The organism is Psychrobacter sp. AOP30-A2-5, assembly GCF_052378115.1.
Taxonomy (GTDB): Bacteria; Pseudomonadota; Gammaproteobacteria; order Pseudomonadales; family Moraxellaceae; genus Psychrobacter.
The window spans coordinates 116,799-138,348 of record NZ_JBQSXK010000007.1 but is presented as its reverse complement, the minus strand read 5'-3'; the positions used below and the strand labels follow the sequence as shown (position 1 = coordinate 138,348).

Annotated in this window: 15 protein-coding genes; 14 read left to right on the top strand and 1 reads right to left on the bottom strand. The window is 45.4% G+C overall.

Annotated features, from left to right (window positions below):
- Positions 1–81 precede the first annotated feature (81 nt).
- Positions 82–2,283 (top strand): PhoX family protein, encoded by a 2,202-nt coding sequence (locus tag ACT3S4_RS07365; RefSeq protein WP_444760815.1) that lies wholly within the window; start codon positions 82–84, stop codon positions 2,281–2,283.
- 242 nt (positions 2,284–2,525) lie between these two features.
- Positions 2,526–3,995, top strand: coding sequence for an esterase/lipase family protein (locus ACT3S4_RS07360; protein WP_444760814.1), 1,470 nt, complete (start codon positions 2,526–2,528; stop codon positions 3,993–3,995).
- 116 nt (positions 3,996–4,111) lie between these two features.
- Here the strand turns inward: ACT3S4_RS07360 and hslO are convergent, their stop codons facing one another.
- The gene (gene hslO, locus ACT3S4_RS07355) at positions 4,112–5,092 is read right to left on the bottom strand and encodes an Hsp33 family molecular chaperone HslO (RefSeq protein WP_198329622.1); all 981 of its coding nucleotides are present in this window, start codon (positions 5,090–5,092) and stop codon (positions 4,112–4,114) included.
- A gap of 324 nt (positions 5,093–5,416) precedes the next feature.
- Between hslO and ACT3S4_RS07350 the strand changes: the two genes are divergently transcribed.
- The 12 genes from ACT3S4_RS07350 to ACT3S4_RS07295 all read left to right on the top strand — a co-directional run bounded on the left by ACT3S4_RS07350 (position 5,417) and on the right by ACT3S4_RS07295 (position 21,461).
- A complete protein-coding gene (locus ACT3S4_RS07350; RefSeq protein WP_045453598.1) occupies positions 5,417–6,403 on the top strand; it encodes a glutamate/aspartate ABC transporter substrate-binding protein in 987 nt (328 codons plus the stop codon).
- A 96-nt stretch (positions 6,404–6,499) separates the two neighbouring features.
- Entirely contained in the window at positions 6,500–7,246 is a 747-nt protein-coding gene (locus ACT3S4_RS07345) for an amino acid ABC transporter permease (RefSeq protein WP_055123453.1), read from the top strand.
- Positions 7,243–7,914, top strand: coding sequence for an ABC transporter permease subunit (locus ACT3S4_RS07340; protein ID WP_060490392.1), 672 nt, complete (start codon positions 7,243–7,245; stop codon positions 7,912–7,914). The genes ACT3S4_RS07345 and ACT3S4_RS07340 overlap by 4 nt, the downstream gene beginning before the upstream one ends.
- A 182-nt stretch (positions 7,915–8,096) precedes the next feature.
- Positions 8,097–8,828 (top strand): amino acid ABC transporter ATP-binding protein, encoded by a 732-nt coding sequence (locus ACT3S4_RS07335; protein WP_045443837.1) that lies wholly within the window; start codon positions 8,097–8,099, stop codon positions 8,826–8,828.
- A 193-nt stretch (positions 8,829–9,021) separates the two neighbouring features.
- Positions 9,022–10,245 carry an FAD-dependent oxidoreductase gene (locus ACT3S4_RS07330; protein ID WP_201552748.1) on the top strand — a complete coding sequence of 408 codons (1,224 nt, stop codon included), beginning with the start codon at positions 9,022–9,024 and terminating at the stop codon, positions 10,243–10,245.
- Between the two features lie 301 nt (positions 10,246–10,546).
- Positions 10,547–12,334 carry an AMP-binding protein gene (locus tag ACT3S4_RS07325; RefSeq protein ID WP_201552749.1) on the top strand — a complete coding sequence of 596 codons (1,788 nt, stop codon included), beginning with the start codon at positions 10,547–10,549 and terminating at the stop codon, positions 12,332–12,334.
- A 282-nt stretch (positions 12,335–12,616) separates the two neighbouring features.
- The gene (locus ACT3S4_RS07320; protein WP_444760813.1) at positions 12,617–14,392 is read left to right on the top strand and encodes an AMP-binding protein; all 1,776 of its coding nucleotides are present in this window, start codon (positions 12,617–12,619) and stop codon (positions 14,390–14,392) included.
- 113 nt (positions 14,393–14,505) lie between these two features.
- Entirely contained in the window at positions 14,506–16,116 is a 1,611-nt protein-coding gene (locus ACT3S4_RS07315) for a carboxyl transferase domain-containing protein (protein ID WP_201552756.1), read from the top strand.
- Positions 16,117–16,165: 49 nt separating this feature from the next.
- A complete protein-coding gene (locus ACT3S4_RS07310; RefSeq protein ID WP_201552758.1) occupies positions 16,166–16,975 on the top strand; it encodes an enoyl-CoA hydratase/isomerase family protein in 810 nt (269 codons plus the stop codon).
- Positions 16,976–17,035: 60 nt separating this feature from the next.
- On the top strand, positions 17,036–19,165 hold the full coding sequence (locus ACT3S4_RS07305) for an acetyl/propionyl/methylcrotonyl-CoA carboxylase subunit alpha (protein ID WP_444760812.1): 2,130 nt from the start codon (positions 17,036–17,038) through the stop codon (positions 19,163–19,165).
- 59 nt (positions 19,166–19,224) lie between these two features.
- A complete protein-coding gene (locus ACT3S4_RS07300) occupies positions 19,225–20,142 on the top strand; it encodes a hydroxymethylglutaryl-CoA lyase (protein ID WP_444760811.1) in 918 nt (305 codons plus the stop codon).
- Between the two features lie 131 nt (positions 20,143–20,273).
- Positions 20,274–21,461 carry an isovaleryl-CoA dehydrogenase gene (locus tag ACT3S4_RS07295; protein WP_443557886.1) on the top strand — a complete coding sequence of 396 codons (1,188 nt, stop codon included), beginning with the start codon at positions 20,274–20,276 and terminating at the stop codon, positions 21,459–21,461.
- Positions 21,462–21,550: the final 89 nt, after the last annotated feature.

Genomic DNA, 21,550 nt, shown 5'->3' with positions numbered 1-21,550 from the left:
GTAATTCGTATTTTTGTGGTGGTAATTGTAAAGCCGCGACCAACTCTCCGCCAATCCAGCCTAACAGCAAGGTGACTGATAATGACATTATTGAATAATAAACAACCACTTGCCCATGAAGTCGTTGAAGATTCTAATCCGACCGACAATATCGATTTTCAAACCATTATTAGTCGTCGTTTAAATCGTCGTAGTATCCTAAAAGGTGGCACAGGATTGACGGCGGCGGCTTTTTTTGGGGCGCTACCTTTGGTTGGCTGTAGCGATGATGATGACAGCAGTCCTATCAAAAATACTGATAATAACGCGGCTATTCCTGCACAGGGCGATCTCAAACGTCCCGAAACTTTGAAGTTTACGGCAGTGGCGCATTCAACTGCCGAAACGATGAGCGTGGCAGCAGGCTATAAAGCCGAGATGATATTACCACTTGGTACGCCGCTGATATCTGGTATCGATGATTGGAAAGACAATCGAGAGCAGTCGGCAGAGTCATTCGAATGGCGCATGGGTGATAACCATGATGGCATGTGGTTCTTTGGTAAAAAGGGCGGCGCTTATGATGCTAAAGCGGCAGAGAATGGGCTGCTAGTGATGAATCATGAGTATGTAAACAGTAATGAGCTGAGTCCGTTTGGCTATCATGTGATCCAAGATAATAATGCCGCGCCCATCTTTCAAAATCGTCGCCTCGCAAGTGACGTGCGTAGGGAAGTCAATTGCCATGGGGTAGCGGTGGTTGAGATGAAACGCCGCGCTGATGGTATGGGCTATGAGATGGTGACTGATTCGAAATATAATCGTCGTCTCACAAGTAGTAGTACGGCGCAGTTAACAGGGCCCGTTGCTGGTTCTGATTTGGTCAAGACTAAGTTTGATCCGACAGGCTTTCAGACGCGCGGCATCAATAATAACTGCGGTGCAGGTTTGTCACCTTGGGGTACTTACCTGACCACCGAAGAGAACTTTTTAGGGGTATTCGCCCGTGGGCAAGATGCTAGCCAATTAAGTGATGGGCAAAACTATGGTCGCGAGCGCTACGGTGCAACAGAGGATTTCCCGGGCTGGGAGTATCTGTGGCACACACCTGAAGCCAAAGATGCCAAGATAGCCGATGAGTTTTCGCGCTGGGATATGACCGCCGTCGGTACCAGTGCTGCTGACGATTATCGTAATGGCTTTAATACCTTTGGCTATATCACCGAAATTGACCCGTTTGACCAAAACTCTATGCCGCAAAAACGTACGGCACTGGGACGTTTTGCCCATGAGAATTGCGCCTATGCGCCCGTTGAACAAGGCAAACCGGTGGTCTTTTATATGGGTGATGATGCTCGCGGCGAATATATTTATAAGTTTGTCTCCAAAGCCACATGGTCAAATAGTGATATCGGCGGTGGCTTAAAAGCGGGCGATAAGTATTTGAATGATGGCACGCTCTATGTTGCTCTCTTTAATGAAGATGGCAGCGGTGAATGGAAAGCATTGATTCATGGTCAAAATGGACTGGATGCCTCCAATACTATTTTGCCTTTTAATGGACAAGATGAGGTTTTAGTTTTTGCTCGTGCCGCAGCAGATGTGGTCGGTGCAACCAAAATGGATCGACCAGAGTGGGTATCGGTTAGCCCTATGACGGGTGAGGTGTACGTCACATTGACCAATAATAAATATCGCGGCGTACGTGAAGACCAACCTGTGTCAGCCTCTAATCCGCGTAGCTATCAGGCAGGTGAAAAAGCGGCAGGTAATGACAACGGTCATATTATTCGCTGGGCAGAAGCAGGTGGCGATCATGCAGCCACGAGTTTTGAGTGGGACATTTATCTGTTTGCCACGCCTTATGATCTGGCCGCAGAAAATTTGTCACAGTTAAATGATAGCAATGATTTGTCTTCTCCCGATGGTTTGTACTTTGATCCACGTGGGGTATTGTGGATTCAGACCGATGACGGCGCTTATACCGATATCAGCAGTTGTATGTTACTGGCGGCGCTGCCGGGTAAAGTTAGTGATGGGACAGCCATAACGACCTCAGCAGGACAACAAACACGAGTCGGCATGCCTGCCAATAATGACAATATCAAACGATTTTTTGTCGGTCCAGAAGGCTGTGAAGTCACAGGTATTACCATGGCTCCTGACTTTAAAACCTTATTTATCAATATTCAGCATCCGGGTAATACTTGGGGCGCTATTGCTGGAGGCAATACGCCGCGCTCAGCGACCGTGATGATTACGCGCGAAGATGGCGATGTCATACTGGCAGAGTCGTTTGTCTAATTAGACATTTGCATGAGTAATGATGTGTCTTACTCAACACATAAATCCCAAGTCATGGCTTGGGATTTTGTATTTTGGAGGACAGTTATTAATATGCAAGCATTGGTATTAAAGGATAGATATTAAAGGATAGTGCCTTTCTTTGACAATAAAGATACTTGATAGTTAAATCATTCTCTTCTGTTTATGACAATTACAGGATAGTATGGAAAATCCCTTCAACTGCTTGATATGTTAACACTATGCCCAGTCCAAAACCTTTAGAAACCATTCATGATTTATTTGCCACCACTCGGCGTCCAACTGCTATTGAGTCGGATACTGGTGAAGGTTTTCAGGGCGATGTCTATGAAGAGTTGGCGAAACTCGAATATATCTATGTCGATGAGCTTAGCGCCGAGACGGTGGACAACAGCTATAGCAAACCGCATCAGCCTATTACGTTGGTTGATTTTTTTGAAGGCTTGGCTCAGTTGGCAACGATGGGCGTGGTGGAAGTCACTGATATTGTAGAGGCTATACATCGTGAAATTCTGCTGCGTCCTTTAGGGCGGTTTAATAAAGGTAATATTGAGCACTGGCAGCGCGGTATCACGGGGCGTATTTATGGTACGGTGCGTTATACGATGCAATTGGTGGGCAATAATCTTGCCTCAGGGCTGCGTCTTTATAACACTGTTTCTAAACCCAAAAAAATACAACCTTTACCCAAAAACTTACGTCGCTTGGTCAATATTCTAAATGGCGTCATGGGCGATCACCTTATCACTCATCACAATCCATTGGCAGTATCGATGGTGCTATACGATGAATACAATCGTGTACAAAGTGGCTTGCTGTCAGGGCGCGTTATTATCTTGTGCCATGGGCTTTGTATGAGTCACTTGAGCTGGCAGGTATCTGGAGAAGGCAATTTGGGTGAAGCGTTGGTCAATCACTTGCCAAAAGCGACGGTGCTGTATTTAAACTATAATACGGGTCGGCGTATTTCTAGCAACGGACGTAGCTTTGCAAAAGTCTTGCAAGATTTGGTTGAGAATAATCCCGACGTCACTCAGATAGATTTAATCGGTCATAGTATGGGCGGTTTGTTGAGCCGCAGCGCGCTGTTTTACGGTAAAGAGCAAGGCTTTAGCTGGGTCAAACGCGTGGGCAATCTTGTCACCTTAGGCTCACCGCATCATGGCGCAAGCTTGGAGCAGATTGGACATTTTGTTCAAGATAAAATCGCTAAGCTGCCTTTTGCAGGATCATTGGCTAAATTGGGCGACTTGCGTAGCGCTGGTATTATAGATTTACGTTACGGCAGTATTCGCGACGCTGATTGGAAGTCTACCGAAGGGCGTAGCGTGCTGCCAGCAGAGTTTCGTCATCCCACGCGTTTGCCCCTGCATGTGAATACCTATTTAGTGGCGGCAGCTTTGATTGAAACTCATTATGAATCTAAGACCACAAGTTTGCTTGGGGACGGGTTGGTCTCAGTAGAGTCAGCGCTCGGCGAATATACCGAAGAGCATACGCTAGCAGTACCAGAGGGACATAAGGCGATTTTTTATGGGGTCAATCACATGAATTTAATCTACAGCGATAGAGTACATGAGCAAGTTATTGCTTGGCTGTTGGATAACAGGCTAGGCGATGCCCATGATGCAAAGTATGGGCTTGATAGTCGTATTTATTCTTATCCAGAAGTGGATGAAGTAGCCAATTAAGCGTGCTCGAAACCAGTTATATCGTCAGTCATAAATTTCAAGCCATGACATTAAAAACCCCCAAGCATGATACTTGAGGGTTTTTTTATTACTAAGCGAGCTGCACTAAATCCTAATTACTCAGAAAATATCGTGGTCACATCGTCTTTATTAAATTTATACATCTCGCCACAAAAGCCGCAATCCATCTCAAAGTTACCGCCTTGCTCATCAATGATGTCTAAGACTTCTGCTTCACCGATTTGCTCAATGGCCATCTCACATTTCTCACGTGAGCAGGTGCAACCAAATGATAATGCAACAGGATCGGGCGCGACGACATTTTCTTCATGATACAAGCGATAAAGGATTTCGTTGGCATCAAGCGTGGTCAACTCTTCAGCTTTCACTGTCCGTGTCAAAACGCTCAGACGCGTCCACAAGTCATCGTCGATACCCGCATCTTGGTTTTGCTCGACTTCATAGGTTTCTTCAGCAGTACGAGGAAGCATCTGTACCAACATTCCACCCGCTTGCAGACCATCAGACGCCAAATTAATCAAGGTTGGAATCTGCGCCGATTGCTTTTGGTAGTGCGCTAAGCAGTCTGCCAAATTGTCATGGCTGCGCTCGACGATGCCTTGATAGGCTTCGCCGCCTTCAGGCTGAATGTTAATAAACAACACGCCTTGACCCATCGCACCCAATTCAGCAAATGCCTCTTTGGCATGAGTCATATTTTCCCAAGCCTGTACTTGCTCATCAGTCTCACCCTTCCAGCTAGCAAGGGCACGGATGATACCGTCTTGATTGCATTCTGCCATTGCCCAGTTTAGCAAGCTATCGCTGTCTGATGATTGCAATTGAATGGACAGATGACCATTGATTTTGACTGTGCCGATAAGCAAACTCGCTGCTGTCAGCATCTCACCCAATAAGCGCTTGATCGCTTCAGGATAAGGCTTTTGGGCTATCGTACTGGCATAGCTGCGTGATAGGCGCACCACATCACCGCGCACCGGCGAATCTTCAATAAAGAAACGTTGACGTACGTCATTGTCACTATGGTTGCCAGTGTTCTGGCTGTCCGTATTAGGGACTTGAGTATCTTGTGTCATAGGTCATTTATAGTATTAAGAAGTTGTTAGCTTTATGGGGATTCATCGTGATTTATCAATTGGCCGTTAGATATTGTTTAACAGATTAAAGGCATTTATTGGATAGTTAAGGCGATACTAAACTCGATATCCTTGAAAAATAAGCCTCATTAAAAAAATTTTACCCACACCTGCTAATTTGTTGTACAGTAACATTAAGTTGCATTGTGATAAATAACAGCAACAACAACCGCATGGATGCGTGGCAATAAGGTCAATAAATAAGACCTGTGTCGTCCAAGCACTCATTCAATCTTGTGATAATGTGATAAAAGGATGTATCTCATGAGCTATCTATCTTCTAGGTCTTTCTCTAAACCTTTAACTCTCGCTGCTTTTATGGCACTAGGTCTTGCAGGGTGTAATAACAGTAGCCAAACCAGCACTGATGCGCCAGCAGATGATGCAACAGCGACAGAAACCACTACCAACGGTACTCTACAAAAAATCAAAGACTCGGGTACTATCGTGGTCGGTCACCGTGACTCTTCTATTCCATTTTCTTATATCGCTGACGACCCAAATCAGCCGATTGGTTATGCGCACGATTTAGAGATGAAAGTCGTCGAAGCGGTTAAGCAAAAGCTAAACATGCCGGACCTCAACGTCCGTTATAACCTTATCACCTCACAAACCCGTATTCCCTTGGTACAAAACGGCACGGTTGACTTTGAATGTGGTTCGACCACCAACAACGAAGAGCGTCAAAAACAAGTGGCATTCTCCAACGGTTTCTTTGAAATCGGTACGCGTCTATTGACCAAAAAAGACTCAGGTATTCAAGATTTCGAAGACCTAAAAGGTAAGACCTTAGTCACTACCGCAGGCACAACTTCAGAGCGTTATATTCGTCAGTATAATGATGACAACAAAATGGACATGAATATCATCTCAGCAAAAGACCACGGCGAAGGCTTCCTTATGCTAGAAAATGGTCGCGCGGATGCTTTTATGATGGATGATGTACTACTTGCTGGCGAAAAAGCCAAAGCAAAAAATCCTGATGAATGGGTCATCGTCGGCACGCCGCAATCGTTTGAGATTTATGGTTGCATGATGCGTAAGGATGATCCTGAGTTCAAAGCAGTGGTCGATGAAGCGTTAGCGAATGTCTTTAAATCAGGGGAAATCAACAGCATTTATGACAAGTGGTTCTTAAACCCAATCCCACCAAAGAACGTCAATCTAAACTTTGAGATGTCTGACAACTTAAAAGCCTTGATTGCCAGTCCGCATGACAGCGCTCAGCCGAAAGTTGCGACGGCACAGTAATTATTGTCCTGCAACATAGCTTGCTTACGTGTTAAGACTGATGTTGATATCAATCTTAATACGTAGGATTTTCAGTCGCTGCTCGGAGAGACAACCATGAATTATAGCTGGAACTGGGGTGTGCTCTTTGAGCAGACTGGTATCGGTAATGAGCTTTATATCCATTGGATGATTACTGGTCTTGGCTGGCTACTATTGATTGGTAGTATCGCATGGGCCATTGCTATGGTCGTAGGTACTATCTTTGGCATCATGCGTACTTTGCCTAATAAGACCGCTCGTGCCATTGGCACCGCTTATGTGACATTTTTTCGTAATATTCCCCTGCTTGTCCAGTTGTTCTTTTGGTTTTATATTGCACCTGGCTGGCTCACGCCCACGATACAAGAGTGGTGGTATAAGGATTTATCGCCCAACACGTCAGCCATGCTTTCAGCGAGTATCGGTCTTGGCTTATTTACCGCCGCTCGTATCGTTGAACAGGTGCGTACAGGTATTGAGTCGTTGCCCGAAGGTCAGATCAATGCTGCTTATGCACTAGGCTTTAGTATTCCACAAGTCTACAAAGAAGTACTGCTACCGCAGGCCTTTCGTATTATTTTGCCACCGCTCAGCTCTGAGCTGACCAACTGCTTCAAAAACGCCTCCGTCGCCTCATTAGTGGGGGTAATGGAGCTGATTAGTCAAACCAAAACTATTAGCGAATACACCCAAAACAGCATCGAGATTTATACCTACGCGACGATTATTTATTTAGTATTTAACTTATCGTTGATTGCTATTATGGGGTTAATTGAGCGCAAACTGCGTGTACCTGGGCTCATTGCAGGAGGTCAGAAATGAACATGATGACCGAATTGGCAACAGCCTATCCTGGTTTGATGGGCGGCATGATTACCACCTTAAAGGTGCTATTTTTGGCGATTATTGGTGGTATTAGCTTAGGAACGGTATTGGCGTTGATGCGCTTGTCTGGTATCAAAGCGCTTGAGATTCCAGCAAAGCTATACGTCAATTACTTCCGTTCTGTACCGCTACTACTGGTGCTACTGTGGTTTTACTTTGCCGTACCGATGATTTATTTTTGGATAGCGGGTAAGTACTTACAACTTGATGCTGCTTTTGCCTCTTGTGTGGTTGCTTTTATGATGTTTGAAGCCGCTTACTTTTCAGAGGTGGTGCGTGCTGGTATTCAATCGATTGGTAGTGGGCAGGTCAATGCCGCCAAAGCGCTGGGTATGACTTATGGGCAGACCATGCGTCTGGTTATTTTGCCACAAGCCTTTCGCAAAATGCTGCCGCTAATCTTGCAGCAGTGTATTATTTTATTCCAAGATACGACGTTGGTTTTCGCTATTGGTTTGACAGACTTTTTCCGTGCCGCCTATGTACGCGGTGAGCTGATGGGTTTGCTGACGCCTTACATTTTGGGTGCTGGTGCGGTGTATTTTATCATCAGTGTCAGTGCCTCCGTGGGTGTACAACAATTGCAAAAGCGTTTGCGATTTTGATAGATATTTATCTTGGCTTGCGCTTTTTGAGTGTTGAGGCTTTGGTTGAGTAGTTGATTTAACTTTTTTTAAATGACGATTATTAAAAACAATGTGGTTAGGAGCCAGTGATGAGCAAAGCTGATACATACTTAAATGCCTTTGGCGGACTGGTCACCAATAATGGTCATGCTAGTGATGAGATGGTCATTCAAATGTCCGATGTCAGCAAATGGTATGGGGATTTTCAAGTATTGAGTGATTGTACGGCGCATGTTCATAAAGGCGATGTCGTTGTCGTGTGCGGGCCATCAGGTAGTGGTAAGTCAACCTTGATTAAGACGGTCAATGGACTGGAGCCTTTTCAAGAAGGTGGGATCATGGTAAATGGTATCTCAGTTGGTGCGGCAAAAACCAATCTGCCAAAATTACGCAGCCGTGTCGGCATGGTCTTTCAGCATTTTGAGTTGTTTCCGCATTTGACCATTATTGATAATTTAACGGTCGCTCAAATTAAAGTATTGGGTCGCAAAGAGAGCGAGGCCAAGCAAAAAGCCATGGCATATTTAGATCGCGTTGGACTAACGGTACAGGCTGCGAAATATCCAGCCGAGCTCTCTGGTGGTCAGCAGCAGCGTGTTGCGATTGCACGAGCGCTGGCAATGGATCCTGTAGCGATGCTCTTTGATGAGCCGACCTCTGCGCTTGACCCTGAGATGATTCAAGAAGTACTTGATGTCATGGTTGAGCTGACTCGTGATGGCATGACCATGATGTGTGTGACCCATGAAATGGGCTTTGCCAGTCAAGTAGCCAACCGTATTATCTTTATGGACGAAGGTCATATTGTTGAGAACTGTAGTAAGGATGAGTTTTTTGAAGGGGCAAAAAGTGATCGCGCGCAACTTTTCTTATCGAAGATTTTGAATCACTAAAATCTCTATTTCATTATTTGAATTTTTTATAAATAGCATCTCTAAAAAGCGTCTATTAATAGGCGCTTTTTTTGTGGAAGTTGATTTATACCTTCAATTTGGATGCGTATGTGAGTGCATACCTGTTTACTGATACAATAGCGGTCAATATTTCTGATAATTAAAATAATTCATAAACCGTATTGGAGTTCATATGAGTGTAGAAAATTCATTAGTAGAATCATCTAAAGGTATCGTCATTATTGGTGCAGGTTTGGCAGGCTGGCATGTCATTGATGCCATTCGTGCAAAAGACAAAGACATCCCGATTACCTTAATTACTGCCGACAGTGGCGATCGTTATCACAAGCCAATGCTGACCATGGCGATTAGCCAAAAGAAAAGTGCAGCAGATTTGGTCAGAGCAACAGGCGTTGATGCCGCAGAAGCTGCAAATATTAAGCTACTTGCCAACACGCAAGTAACGGATGTTGATACGACCACTCAACAGTTGCAGCTTATCTCTGCGCTGCGCTCAGATCCCGTTTATACCAATTACGCCACAATCGGCTATGACAAGTTGGTGCTCGCCATGGGTGCGCATCCTATCTTCCCAAAAAGCTTGCCAGAGGATTTGGTATGGCACGTCAATCATATTGAGCGCTTTGGACAGTTGCAAGAAAAGCTAGCAACTGGCAGTCAGCACGTTGCCATCGTTGGTGCAGGTATGGTTGGGACGGAGATTGCAGAAGACTTATTAAAAGCCGGTCATCAAGTGACACTCATTGATTTAAACGATGCGCCACTATCACAAATGCTACCGCCAAAAGCAACTTCTCGTATCGCCCAAGCGGTCAAGTCGCAAGGGATTAACTTTTTAGGAGGGTATCAGGTATCTGCTATTACTCGTATCAGTGATGGAAAACTGCAGGTCAGTTATGAGGCGCTAGCATCAGCGACAGAAAGCAGTATTGCTGAGCCAATCGAACCACTCATCGTGGATCATGTGATTGCCAGTACAGGTTTGACGGTCGATGACAAACTGCCTACCGCAGCTGGTGTCGATTTTGACCGTCGCACTGGGATCGTGGTGGATGCGCCGACCTTGCGTACCAGTACAGCCAATATTTATGCGATTGGTGACTGTATGTCTATCGATGGTGTACCGTGTCGCTATGTCGCCCCATTACGCGCGCAGGCTGCTACCATTGCTGATGATGTGTTGGGCCTAGATCATAATGGCTATGAGCATAAACCGCCAATGATTCGTCTAAAAAACAAAGCAATCTCCGTCATGGTGACAGGTGTGCCAAAAGCGACTGGTAATTGGCAGGTCAAGACAGAAAGTGATGAAGAGCTGGTCATGGACTTGCTAAATGATAGTGATGAAGTCAGCGCAACAGTAACGATTAAATCGCCTGTAGCACCTACATTGTAACGATTAAAAAAGCTCTAAATCATAGCCAGTGTTGCTATCCTAATGCAGCGCTGGCTTTTTTATGTCTATCGTATCTTTTATATAAATAATCAACTTAATAAGATGGCGCAGCAATAGTAATCAATACGTCCTGTATCAATATTATTGACAGGCTTTCATTTAAGAGGCTATATTGGTTAGGGCTTGATTTAATTATAGTCTATGGTGACAGAGAATATTCAAGGAAGAATATGACATTTACCTTTGTAGTCTATTACCGCTCTGATAACAAACATTAAACAGCAAAACGAAAGGACTCGTTATGACTCAAGTTTCTGACTTTGAAAGTACTATTAATGAAAGTACGCCTAATAACAGTATTCTCAACAATATCCCTAAAGTTAATGTAGGCGTGCGTTCAGCAAATGCGCCACTCACCCAAAGCCATGATAAAGGCATTGATGTGTCGCTGATTGAAGCGACAATCGGTGATTTTTTTGATGCCATTGTCAATAAATATCCAGAGCGTGAAGCTTTGGTTTCTCGTCATCAAAATATTCGCTGGGCGTATCGCGAACTACAAGAGAAAGTTAATCAGTTAGCGAGTGCCATGATTGAAATGGGGCTAGAAATCGGTGATCGCATCGGTATCTGGTCACACAATAATGCTGAATGGCTTTTGATGCAATTGGCAACCGCGAAAGTCGGCGTTATCCTCGTCAATATCAATCCCGCTTACCGTACCTTTGAGCTGCAATATGCACTGAATAAGCTGGGCTGTTCGGCATTGGTATTAATGCGTCATTTCAAAAGCAGCGACTATACGCAAATGATTCGTGAGCTTTGTCCTGAGATTTATCATAAAGATTATACTCAGCTTGATTTGGTCGAGATTCCAACGATTGAGCGCATCATTTGGATTGACGAGCCAGCATCTGATGAAAATTTCAATTTTATGCAGAAATTCTCTGCTTGGATGGCAGAGGGTAACGCAAACGACCCTCGCGTCGCGGAGCGCCAAGCCCAGCTTAAGAATACCGATGCTATTAGTGTGCAGTTTACTAGTGGGACAACGGGTACACCAAAAGGCGCTACTTTAACGCATCGAAATATCTTGAATAATGGCTACTTCCTTGGCGAAGGTATGAGGCTGACAGAGGAGGATAGGCTATGCATTCCATTACCGCTTTATCACTGCTTTGGCATGGTAGGTGGTAATTTAGCTATTTTAACCCATGGTGGTTGCGCCGTTTATCCTAATGATGGCTTTGATCCGCTCACCGTATTGCAAACGGTCGAAAAAGAAAAATGTACCGCCTTGCTCGGCGTACCGACGATGTTTATCGCAGAGCTGGATCATCCAGACTTCGACAGTTTTGACTTGACCAGCTTACGTACTGGTATTATGGGCGGCTCTAGTTGTCCCATCGAAGTCATGCGCCGCGTCATGGATAAAATGCACATGAGCGAGGTGACGATTGCTTATGGCATGACCGAGACCAGTCCAGCTTCTTGTCAAACCAGCTCGCAAACACCCCTTGAAAAAAGAGTTTCTACCGTAGGGATGGTGCTGCCCGCGCTTGAGGTCAAAATCGTGGATACCGAAACGGGTGATGTCGTCCCGATTGGAGAGACGGGTGAATTACTCACTTATGGCTACGCGGTGATGAAAGGCTATTGGGGCAGCCGCTTTAAAACACGCGCGGCGATTACTGATGGCTGGATGCATACGGGTGATTTGGCGGTAATGGACGAAGATGGCTACATCACTGTGGTGGGACGTAGCAAGGACATGGTCATTCGCGGCGGCGAAAACATCTATCCAGTAGAAGTCGAAAACTATCTCTATCGTCATCCGAAGATTCGCGATGTACAAATTGTTGGTGTTCCTGATAAAAAGTACGGTGAGGTACTTGCGGCGTGGATTATTACAAAAGAGCCAAATAGCTTAAGCGAAGAAGAGGTAAGGCAGTTTTGTTGTGACCATATTGCTCATTATAAAGTGCCGACCTACTTTCGTTTCGTTGATGAATATCCAATGACCATCACTGGTAAAATTCAGAAATTCAAAATTGTTGAGCAAATGATAAAAGAATTGGGTCTGGAGTGATTTGAGACTATTAATCACTGGAAAAGCCAGCTTTTTTCTATATATGATAAGGCTGGCTTTTTTGATTTAAGTCATTCAGAAAATTCGTCACTTAATCATGACTGATGAATTTATCTTATCTTATACTATCATTTTAAATGATACATATTGTATTACTATTATTGACAGCCTTCGATTTAAGACGGTATAGTAGCTAACGCTAGTTAAGACCTGTTCAAGGAAGAATGAATCGGCGATAGGCGACTAATAAGCACCATAAAAAGTAAAACGAAAGGACTCGTTATGACGCAAACTTCTGATTTTGATGCGACTCACATTGATTTTGATACTATTCTAAATAGCATTCCTAGTATTAATATGGGCGCACGCTCAGCAAATGCACCGCTTACCCAAAGCTATGATAAAGGCCCTGATGTGCCGCTGATTGAAGCGACTATCGGTGACTTTTTTGATGCTATCGTATCCAAATATCCAGAGCGTGAAGCTTTGGTTTCTCGCCATCAAAACATCCGCTGGACTTACCGCGAGCTGCAACAGCAAGTCAATCAGCTGGCAAGCAGTATGATTGAGATGGGGCTAGAAATCGGTGATCGCATTGGTATCTGGTCACACAACAATGCTGAATGGCTGCTCATGCAATTAGCAACAGCAAAAGTTGGTATTATCCTTGTCAATATCAATCCTGCCTATCGTACTTTTGAGCTGCAATATGCCTTGAATAAATTGGGCTGCTCAGCGCTCGTGCTTATGCGTCATTTTAAAAGCAGCGATTACGCCAGTCTCATCAGTGAACTGTGTCCTGAGATTTATCATAAAGACTATACCCAGCTTGATTTGGTCGAGATTCCAACGATTGAGCGTATCATCTGGATTGATGAGCCAGCATCTGAAGAAACCTTTGGCTTTATGCAGAAGTTCTCTGCATGGATGGCGGAAGGCGATGCAAACGATTCCCGTGTTGCCGAGCGTCAAGCCCAGCTCAAAAATACGGATGCCATTAATGTACAGTTCACCAGTGGCACGACTGGTACGCCAAAAGGTGCAACATTAAGCCATCGTAATATTCTTAACAACGGTTACTTCATCGGTGAGGCTATGAATCTCACAGAAGAGGACAGACTCTGTATTCCAGTGCCACTCTACCATTGTTTCGGTATGGTGCTTGGTAACTTAGCTATTCTCACGCATGGTGGTTGTATCGTTTATCCGAACGATGGTTTTGAGCCATTGACTGTGTTGCAAGCCGTCGAAGAAGAAAAATGTACGGGTTTGCACGGTGTGCCAACGATGTTTATCGCTGAGCTTGACCATCCAGAGTTTAAAAACTTTGATTTATCGACTTTGCGTACTGGCATCATGGCGGGCTCTAGTTGTCCGATCGAAGTCATGCGCCGCGTCATCGACGAGATGCATATGAGTGAAGTCACCATTGCATATGGCATGACAGAGACCAGTCCAGTGTCTTGCCAGACCAATGAGCACACGCCACTTGATAAACAAGTCTCAACCGTTGGTTTAGTACAGCCTGCGCTTGAAGTCAAAGTCATCAATACTGAAACCGGTGAGACTGTCGCATTGGGCGAGACCGGTGAGTTACTGACACGTGGTTATTCAGTGATGAAAGGCTATTGGGGCAGTCGCTTCAAAACCCGCGCAGCCATCCAAGACGGTTGGATGCATACGGGTGATTTGGCTACGATGGATGAAGACGGTTATGTCAAAATCGTTGGTCGTAGTAAAGACATGGTGATTCGTGGCGGTGAGAATATTTATCCGGTCGAAATCGAAAACTATCTCTATCGTCATCCGAAGATTCGAGATGTGCAAATCGTCGGTATTCCTGATAAAAAGTATGGTGAAGTACTCGCGGCGTGGATTATTCCTAAAGAAGCAGACAGCTTGACGGAAGAAGACGTTCGCGAGTTCTGTAGCGAGCATATTGCCCATTATAAAGTACCGACTTATTATCGTTTCGTGACTGAATATCCAATGACCATCACTGGAAAAATTCAGAAATATAAAATTATTGAGCAGATGATAGAAGAGCTGAGTCTATAGAAATTTGACCACTCTTATCTGTTATTTTATGAGTAAGATATATGAGTAAAAGCTAAAATAAAGCATAAAATAAAAAAGCCACTCGCATTTACGCATTAAAGAAAAGGGATGTCATGAGCGCTATCATAACCAGTAAACTGAGTCCGAACGCCGCTGAATTTCAGCAAAACAGTGCCGCAATGCAAGCGGTGGTCGATGACCTATATGGCCACTTACGTAAAGTCGTGCAAGGCGGTTCAGAGCGTGCACGTGCCAAGCATTTAGCCCGTGGCAAACTCTTGCCTCGTGAGCGTGTTGAGCGTTTGCTCGATGTGGGTACGCCATTTTTAGAAGTGGCACCGATGGCCGCGCACGATATGTATGGCGAAGAGATTCCAGCGGCAGGCGTGATTGCGGGTATCGGTCGTATCAATGGCATTGAGTGTATGATTGTCTGTAATGATGCCACGGTAAAGGGTGGCACTTACTACCCAATGACGGTCAAAAAACATCTGCGTGCACAAGAAATCGCGCAAGAAAACAATTTGCCTTGTGTTTATTTGGTGGATTCAGGCGGGGCTAACTTACCCAATCAAGATGATGTGTTCCCCGATAAAGAACACTTTGGTCGCATCTTCTTTAATCAGGCCAATATGAGTGCCGCCGGTATTCCACAGATTGCCGTGGTCATGGGCAGCTGTACGGCTGGCGGGGCTTATGTGCCAGCGATGAGTGATGAGTCGATCATCGTGAAAGACCAAGGTACTATCTTTTTGGGTGGTCCTCCACTGGTAAAAGCGGCGACAGGTGAAGAGGTCACGGCGGAAGACTTGGGCGGCGGCGATGTGCATACTCGTCTGTCGGGGGTCGTCGACCACTTAGCACAGAGCGATACCCATGCATTGTCGATTGCGCGTAACATCGTTAGCCATCTAAATCGTCCTGCGAAGCAAGTGCCCAATCAAATCAAACCGCGTCCACCACGCTATGATGCCAAAGAGTTATATGGCGTCATTCCAACCGATAAGCGCAAGCCATTTGATATCAAAGAAATCATTGCTCGTATCGTCGATGACAGTGCTTTTGATGAATTTAAATCACGATTTGGCACGACGCTGGTTTGCGGATTCGCTCATATCGAAGGGATGCCAGTCGGTATCATCGCCAACAACGGTATCTTATTTAGTGAGTCAGCGCAAAAAGGCACGCACTTCATTGAGCTGTGCTGTAAACGCAAAATTCCATTAGTATTTTTACAAAATATCACAGGCTTTATGGTCGGGCGTAAGTACGAAAATGAAGGCATTGCCCGTCACGGTGCCAAAATGGTTATGGCAGTAGCCAATGCAAAAGTACCGAAATTTACGGTCATCGTCGGTGGTTCGTTTGGTGCTGGTAACTACGGCATGTGCGGCCGCGCTTATAGCCCGCGTTTCTTATGGATGTGGCCAAATGCCCGCATCTCTGTGATGGGCGGCGAGCAAGCAGCATCGGTACTGGCAACAGTTAAGCGTGACAATTTTGACCGTAAAGGTGAGACATGGAGTGAGGAAGACGAAGCGGCATTTAAAGCACCGATTCGTGAGATGTATGAAAAGCAAGGTCACCCATATTATGCCACCGCACGTTTATGGGATGATGGCGTGATTGACCCTGCTGATACCCGTCATGTATTAGCATTAGGGTTAAGCGCTGCGTATAACGCGCCGATCGAAGAGACGACGTTTGGTATTTTTAGAATGTAATCATCCTAAGGTCTGCCTAAATAATGAGATATCAAATATAGAGAAAGTTATGCAAAAAGACAGTGATAAAAATTATAAAAGCCTATTGGTTAAAGTGGAACAACACGTTGCTACGGTGACCTTAAATCGCCCTGAGATACGTAATGCTTTCAATGATGAAATGATTAATGAGCTAACCGATGCATTCAATACATTTGGTGCTGATGATGAGGTACGTGTCATTGTGCTAGCCGCTGCTGGCAAGGCATTTTGTGCGGGTGCTGATTTGAATTGGATGCGTGCCATGGCAGATTATAGCTACGAGGAAAACTTAGCAGACGCGGACAAATTAGCGCAAATGCTCAAAACTATTTACGAGTGCCCAAAGCCAACAGTCGCGGCTATTCAAGGTGATGTTTATGCAGGCGGCATGGGCTTAGTAGCCGTCTGTGATGTGGCCATCGCTGTCAAAATTGCAAACTTCTGCCTAAGTGAAGTGCGTTTGGGCTTAGCCCCTGCAACGATTAGCCCTTATGTCATCCGAGCGCTAGGCGCTAGAGCATCGCAGCGTTACTTCTTAAGTGCTGAAGTATTTGATGCTAAAAAGGCACGGCAGCTTGGCTTTATCCATGAGCGTGTTAGCGAAGAGTGGCTGGCTGATGAGGTCGCTATATTTTGTAGCAAAGTCGTCAAAAACAGCCCTGATGCAGTCAAAACTTGCAAGCAGCTATTACACGATGTCGCTGATGCTCCCATCACTGATAAGCTGATTGCCGATACGGTAAAAGGCATCGCTGATATTCGCTCATCAGAGCAAGGCAAAGAGGGCGTGCAGGCATTTTTGCAAAAGCGTAAACCTGATTGGCTAACAGCAGACTAACGACATAAATGGGTAAATAGACAAGACGTCAAATAAAAACGACAAGACACAGGGATAGTTATGTTTTCTAAAATTCTAATCGCCAACCGTGGTGAAATTGCTTGCCGAGTGGCTGCGACTGCCAAGCGTCTTGGCGTCAGTACCGTTGCTGTTTATTCTGATGCCGACCGCGAAGCCAAACATGTAGCTGTCTGTGACGAAGCGATCTATTTGGGTGGCTCGGCACCGAAAGACAGCTATCTAAAAGGTGATGCTATTATTGCCATTGCTAAGCAAACAGGTGCTCAAGCAATCCATCCAGGATATGGGTTTTTAAGTGAAAATGCAGATTTTGCACAGGCATGCCAAGATGCAGGACTGGTATTTATCGGCCCATCAGCAGATGCCATCCGCGCCATGGGTGGTAAGTCTGAATCCAAGCGGCTGATGGAGATAGCGGGCGTGCCACTGATACCAGGCTATCATGGTGACAATCAAGACGCAGAATTTTTGCAGCAGCAAGCAGATAATATTGGCTATCCTGTCTTGATCAAAGCCAGTGCAGGTGGCGGTGGTAAAGGCATGCGTATCGTAGAGCAAAGCCGCGACTTTGTGGATTTATTAGACTCATGTCGCCGTGAAGCCATTACTAGCTTTGGTGATGATAAAGTGTTGGTTGAAAAATACGCCTTAAAACCGCGTCATATCGAAATCCAAGTATTTGGTGATACGCATGGCAACTATGTGCATTTGTTTGAACGTGATTGTTCCGTACAGCGCCGCCACCAAAAAGTATTAGAAGAAGCGCCTGCACCGGGTGTTGATATTGCGATGCGTGAAGCGATGGGAACCGCTGCCATCGAAGCGGCTCGTGCAGTGGATTATGTCGGCGCAGGTACGGTTGAGTTCATCGTTGAGCAGCGTGAAGATTCTATGAATTTTTATTTCATGGAGATGAATACGCGGTTGCAGGTTGAGCACCCAGTCAGTGAAGCGATTACGGGTGTCGATTTGGTCGAATGGCAGCTCTTGGTCGCGGCAGGTCACCCATTACCAAAAACCCAAGACGATCTGACTATCAACGGTCATGCTATTGAGGCGCGCATCTGTGCTGAAAACCCTGACAATAGCTTCTTGCCCGCGACCGGTACGTTGTTTACGTATCAAAAACCTGAACACAGTACCTTTATGATTGATAAAGATGGTACTGGTGTGCGTATCGATGATGGCGTGCGCGAAGGCGATGTGATTAGTCCGTTCTATGACTCTATGATTGCCAAGCTCATCGTTCATGCGCCAACGCGAGAGCAAGCCTTAGCCAAGCTCGATCGAGCACTTGCGCAAACGCGTATCGTGGGTTTGCCGAATAACGCGGCATTTTTACGCTACATCTTAAATACAGAGTCTTTTAGCAAAGCCAATCTCGATACGGCATTGATTGAGCACGAGCGTGATGCGATTTTTAATCAGCAGCCTTTAGCCTTATCGACGCTGGTTGTGACCGCCATTACTCGTCAGCTTGCGAGCGAGATGGTGACGCAAGAAACAGATATCGATCCATTTAGTAAACCTACCGGCTTCCGTGCTTATAGCGACTATACTCGCTCCTTTAGCTTGGTTTATGATGAGCAGTCATACAGTGCTCGTATCGGCAATTGGCACAATGCGAGTTGTGCTGATAGCAAAAATGGTGGCGATAATCTCAGTAGCTTTACGCTCGTTATCGGAAAAGAAGTCGCTAATACGCAGGATATTAGCAATATCAATGTCGCTGCTCAGACCGAAACGGTTTATGAAGGTCAAGTGAGCTATGCCAGTAGCGACGAGCACAATCATACGTTATGGTTAGATGGTGCACGTACTAGCGCGCAAAGCTGGGTGCTTAATGAGACGGTTTATGTGTTCACCGATAGTGGACGTGATGAGATTATGCTTATTGATATCATGGCACATGTGGGTGAGGAGACAGCAGCGGTTGGTAGCTTGAAGTCACCAATGCCAGGACAAGTGGTTGCATTCAAAGTAGCTGTTGGCGATACTGTGAAAAAAGGCGAGCCATTAGCTGTCATCGAAGCCATGAAGATTGAGCATACCATTACTGCGCCGACAGATGGTGTGGTGGCAGAATTGCTATTTGCAGCAGGGGATTTGGTCGCTGATGGTGACGAGTTATTACGCATTGATACTGGTGAAAATACTGAGAGCGAATAGCTGACGAAGCCTAATAAAAAAGCCTCATAGAAAGACGAATAATAAAAAGGATGATAAGTATGAGCTATTCGTATCCAAGCCATGTCACCATCGTTGATGTCAGTCCGCGTGATGGACTACAAAACGAGTCAACGACGGTACCGACTGAGGTTAAGCAAACGCTTATCAATGATTTGATTGCAGCAGGTGTTAAAAAGCTAGAAGCAACAAGCTTTGTCTCGCCAAAGTGGGTGCCACAAATGGGTGATAACAGTGCGCTACTTAATGCGCTAGCACCTACGCGACAAATGGAGGTTTGCTACTCGGTACTGGTACCCAATATGCGCGGCTTTGAAAATGCCATCATTCATCGTCCTGACGAAATCGTTATTTTCGGCTCAGCAAGTGAAACCTTCAGCCAAAAAAACATCAATTGTAGTATTGATGAGAGTATCGAGCGTTTTGCACCAGTGGCTGCTGCGGCAAAAGCGCAAGGCATCAAAGTACGAGGCGTGATTTCTTGTACGGTCGGTTGTCCTTATGAAGGCGAGATTGACCCAAGCCAAGTAGCCTATGTGACTAAGCGTCTGGTTGAGATTGGTGCTGAGCAAATTGGCATTGCCGATACCATTGGTGTTGGTACGCCGATCAAAGTGCAGCGCGCGATACAAGCCGCACTTGAGTATGCTGATATCTCGATGCTATCGGGTCATTTCCATGATACTTATGGCCAAGCATTGAGCAATACGCTAGCCGCACTACAAATGGGTGTTAGTGAGTTTGATACCTCAGTGGCTGGTCTTGGCGGCTGTCCTTATGCTAAAGGCGCAACGGGTAATGTGGCAACCGAAGATGTGGTGTATATGCTGCATGGTATGGGTATCAGCACAGGTATTGATTTGGATAAATTGGTCGTGGCAGGTGAGCGTGTCAGTGCGTTCTTAAAGCGTCCGAATGGCTCAAATGTGGCACGTGCCTTAATCAATAAACGCCATTAATAAACGTCAGTCTTAATTAGTATAGTGGATTGACTATGGCATCAGAAATGGCATTAAAGATATAGTTACAGTGGCTTTAAAAAACAGATTAAAATTCGAAATTTAAAAATATCAAAACACAAGGAATAGTTATGAGTTTACCTGGATTGAATTTTCAGCTTGGCGAAGATATTGATGCGCTACGTGATATGGTGCAGCAGTTTGCGGTCAATGAAATCGCCCCACGTGCTGCCGAGATTGACAGTAGTGATGAGTTCCCTATGGATCTATGGCAGAAGATGGGTGATATCGGTCTGCATGGTATTACTGTTCCTGAAGAGTACGGCGGATCAAACATGGGTTATGTCGCACATATGGTTGCGATGGAAGAGATTAGCCGCGCTTCGGCATCGGTAGCGCTGAGCTATGGTGCGCACTCAAACCTATGTATCAACCAAATCAAACGTAATGGCTCTGAGGCACAAAAACAAAAATACTTGCCAAAGCTGGTCAGCGGTGAGTTCATCGGTGCATTGGCCATGAGTGAGACAGGCGCTGGTTCAGATGTTGTCAGCATGAAGCTCAGAGCTGAAGAAAAAGACGGCAGCTATGTGTTGAACGGCACTAAAATGTGGATCACCAATGGTCCCGATGCTGACGTGATGGTAGTTTATGCCAAGACCAATCCTGAGCTAGGCGGCAAAGGCATGACGGCTTTTATCGTTGAAAAAGGCATGGAAGGTTTCGGCACAGCACAAAAGCTGGACAAACTCGGCATGCGTGGTAGCCATACTGGTGAGATGACCTTTAATAATGTTGAAGTACCTAAAGAGAACATCTTAGGCGGTCTCAATGAAGGCGTTAAGGTATTGATGAGCGGGCTGGATTACGAGCGTGCAGTATTAGCTGCAGGTCCTATCGGCATCATGCAAGCGGTGATGGACAATGTCGTGCCTTATATCCACGACCGTAAGCAGTTTGGTCAAGCCATCGGTGAGTTCCAGCTCATTCAAGGTAAAGTCGCAGACATGTATACGATACTGCAAGCAGGTCGTAGCTTCTTATATACCGTTGGCAAGAATTTGGACATGTTAGATCAGCGCGGTGCTGGCCATAGTAGAGAAGTGCGTAAAGACTGCGCCAGTGTGATTCTTTGGTGTGCCGAAAAAGCCACATGGATGGCAGGCGAAGGCATTCAAATATTTGGTGGCAATGGCTACACCAACGAGTATCCACTTGGTCGCTACTGGCGTGATGCTAAGTTATATGAGATTGGTGCAGGTACCAGTGAAATCCGCCGTATGCTGGTCGGTCGTGAGCTATTTAACGAGACCAAATAAAGCGTAAAAATTGTTTAAAAGTTAACTTTTATCGAATAATTTTATTTTAAAATCTAAAAATGTGCTACGTTATATGTCTCATAGCGTGG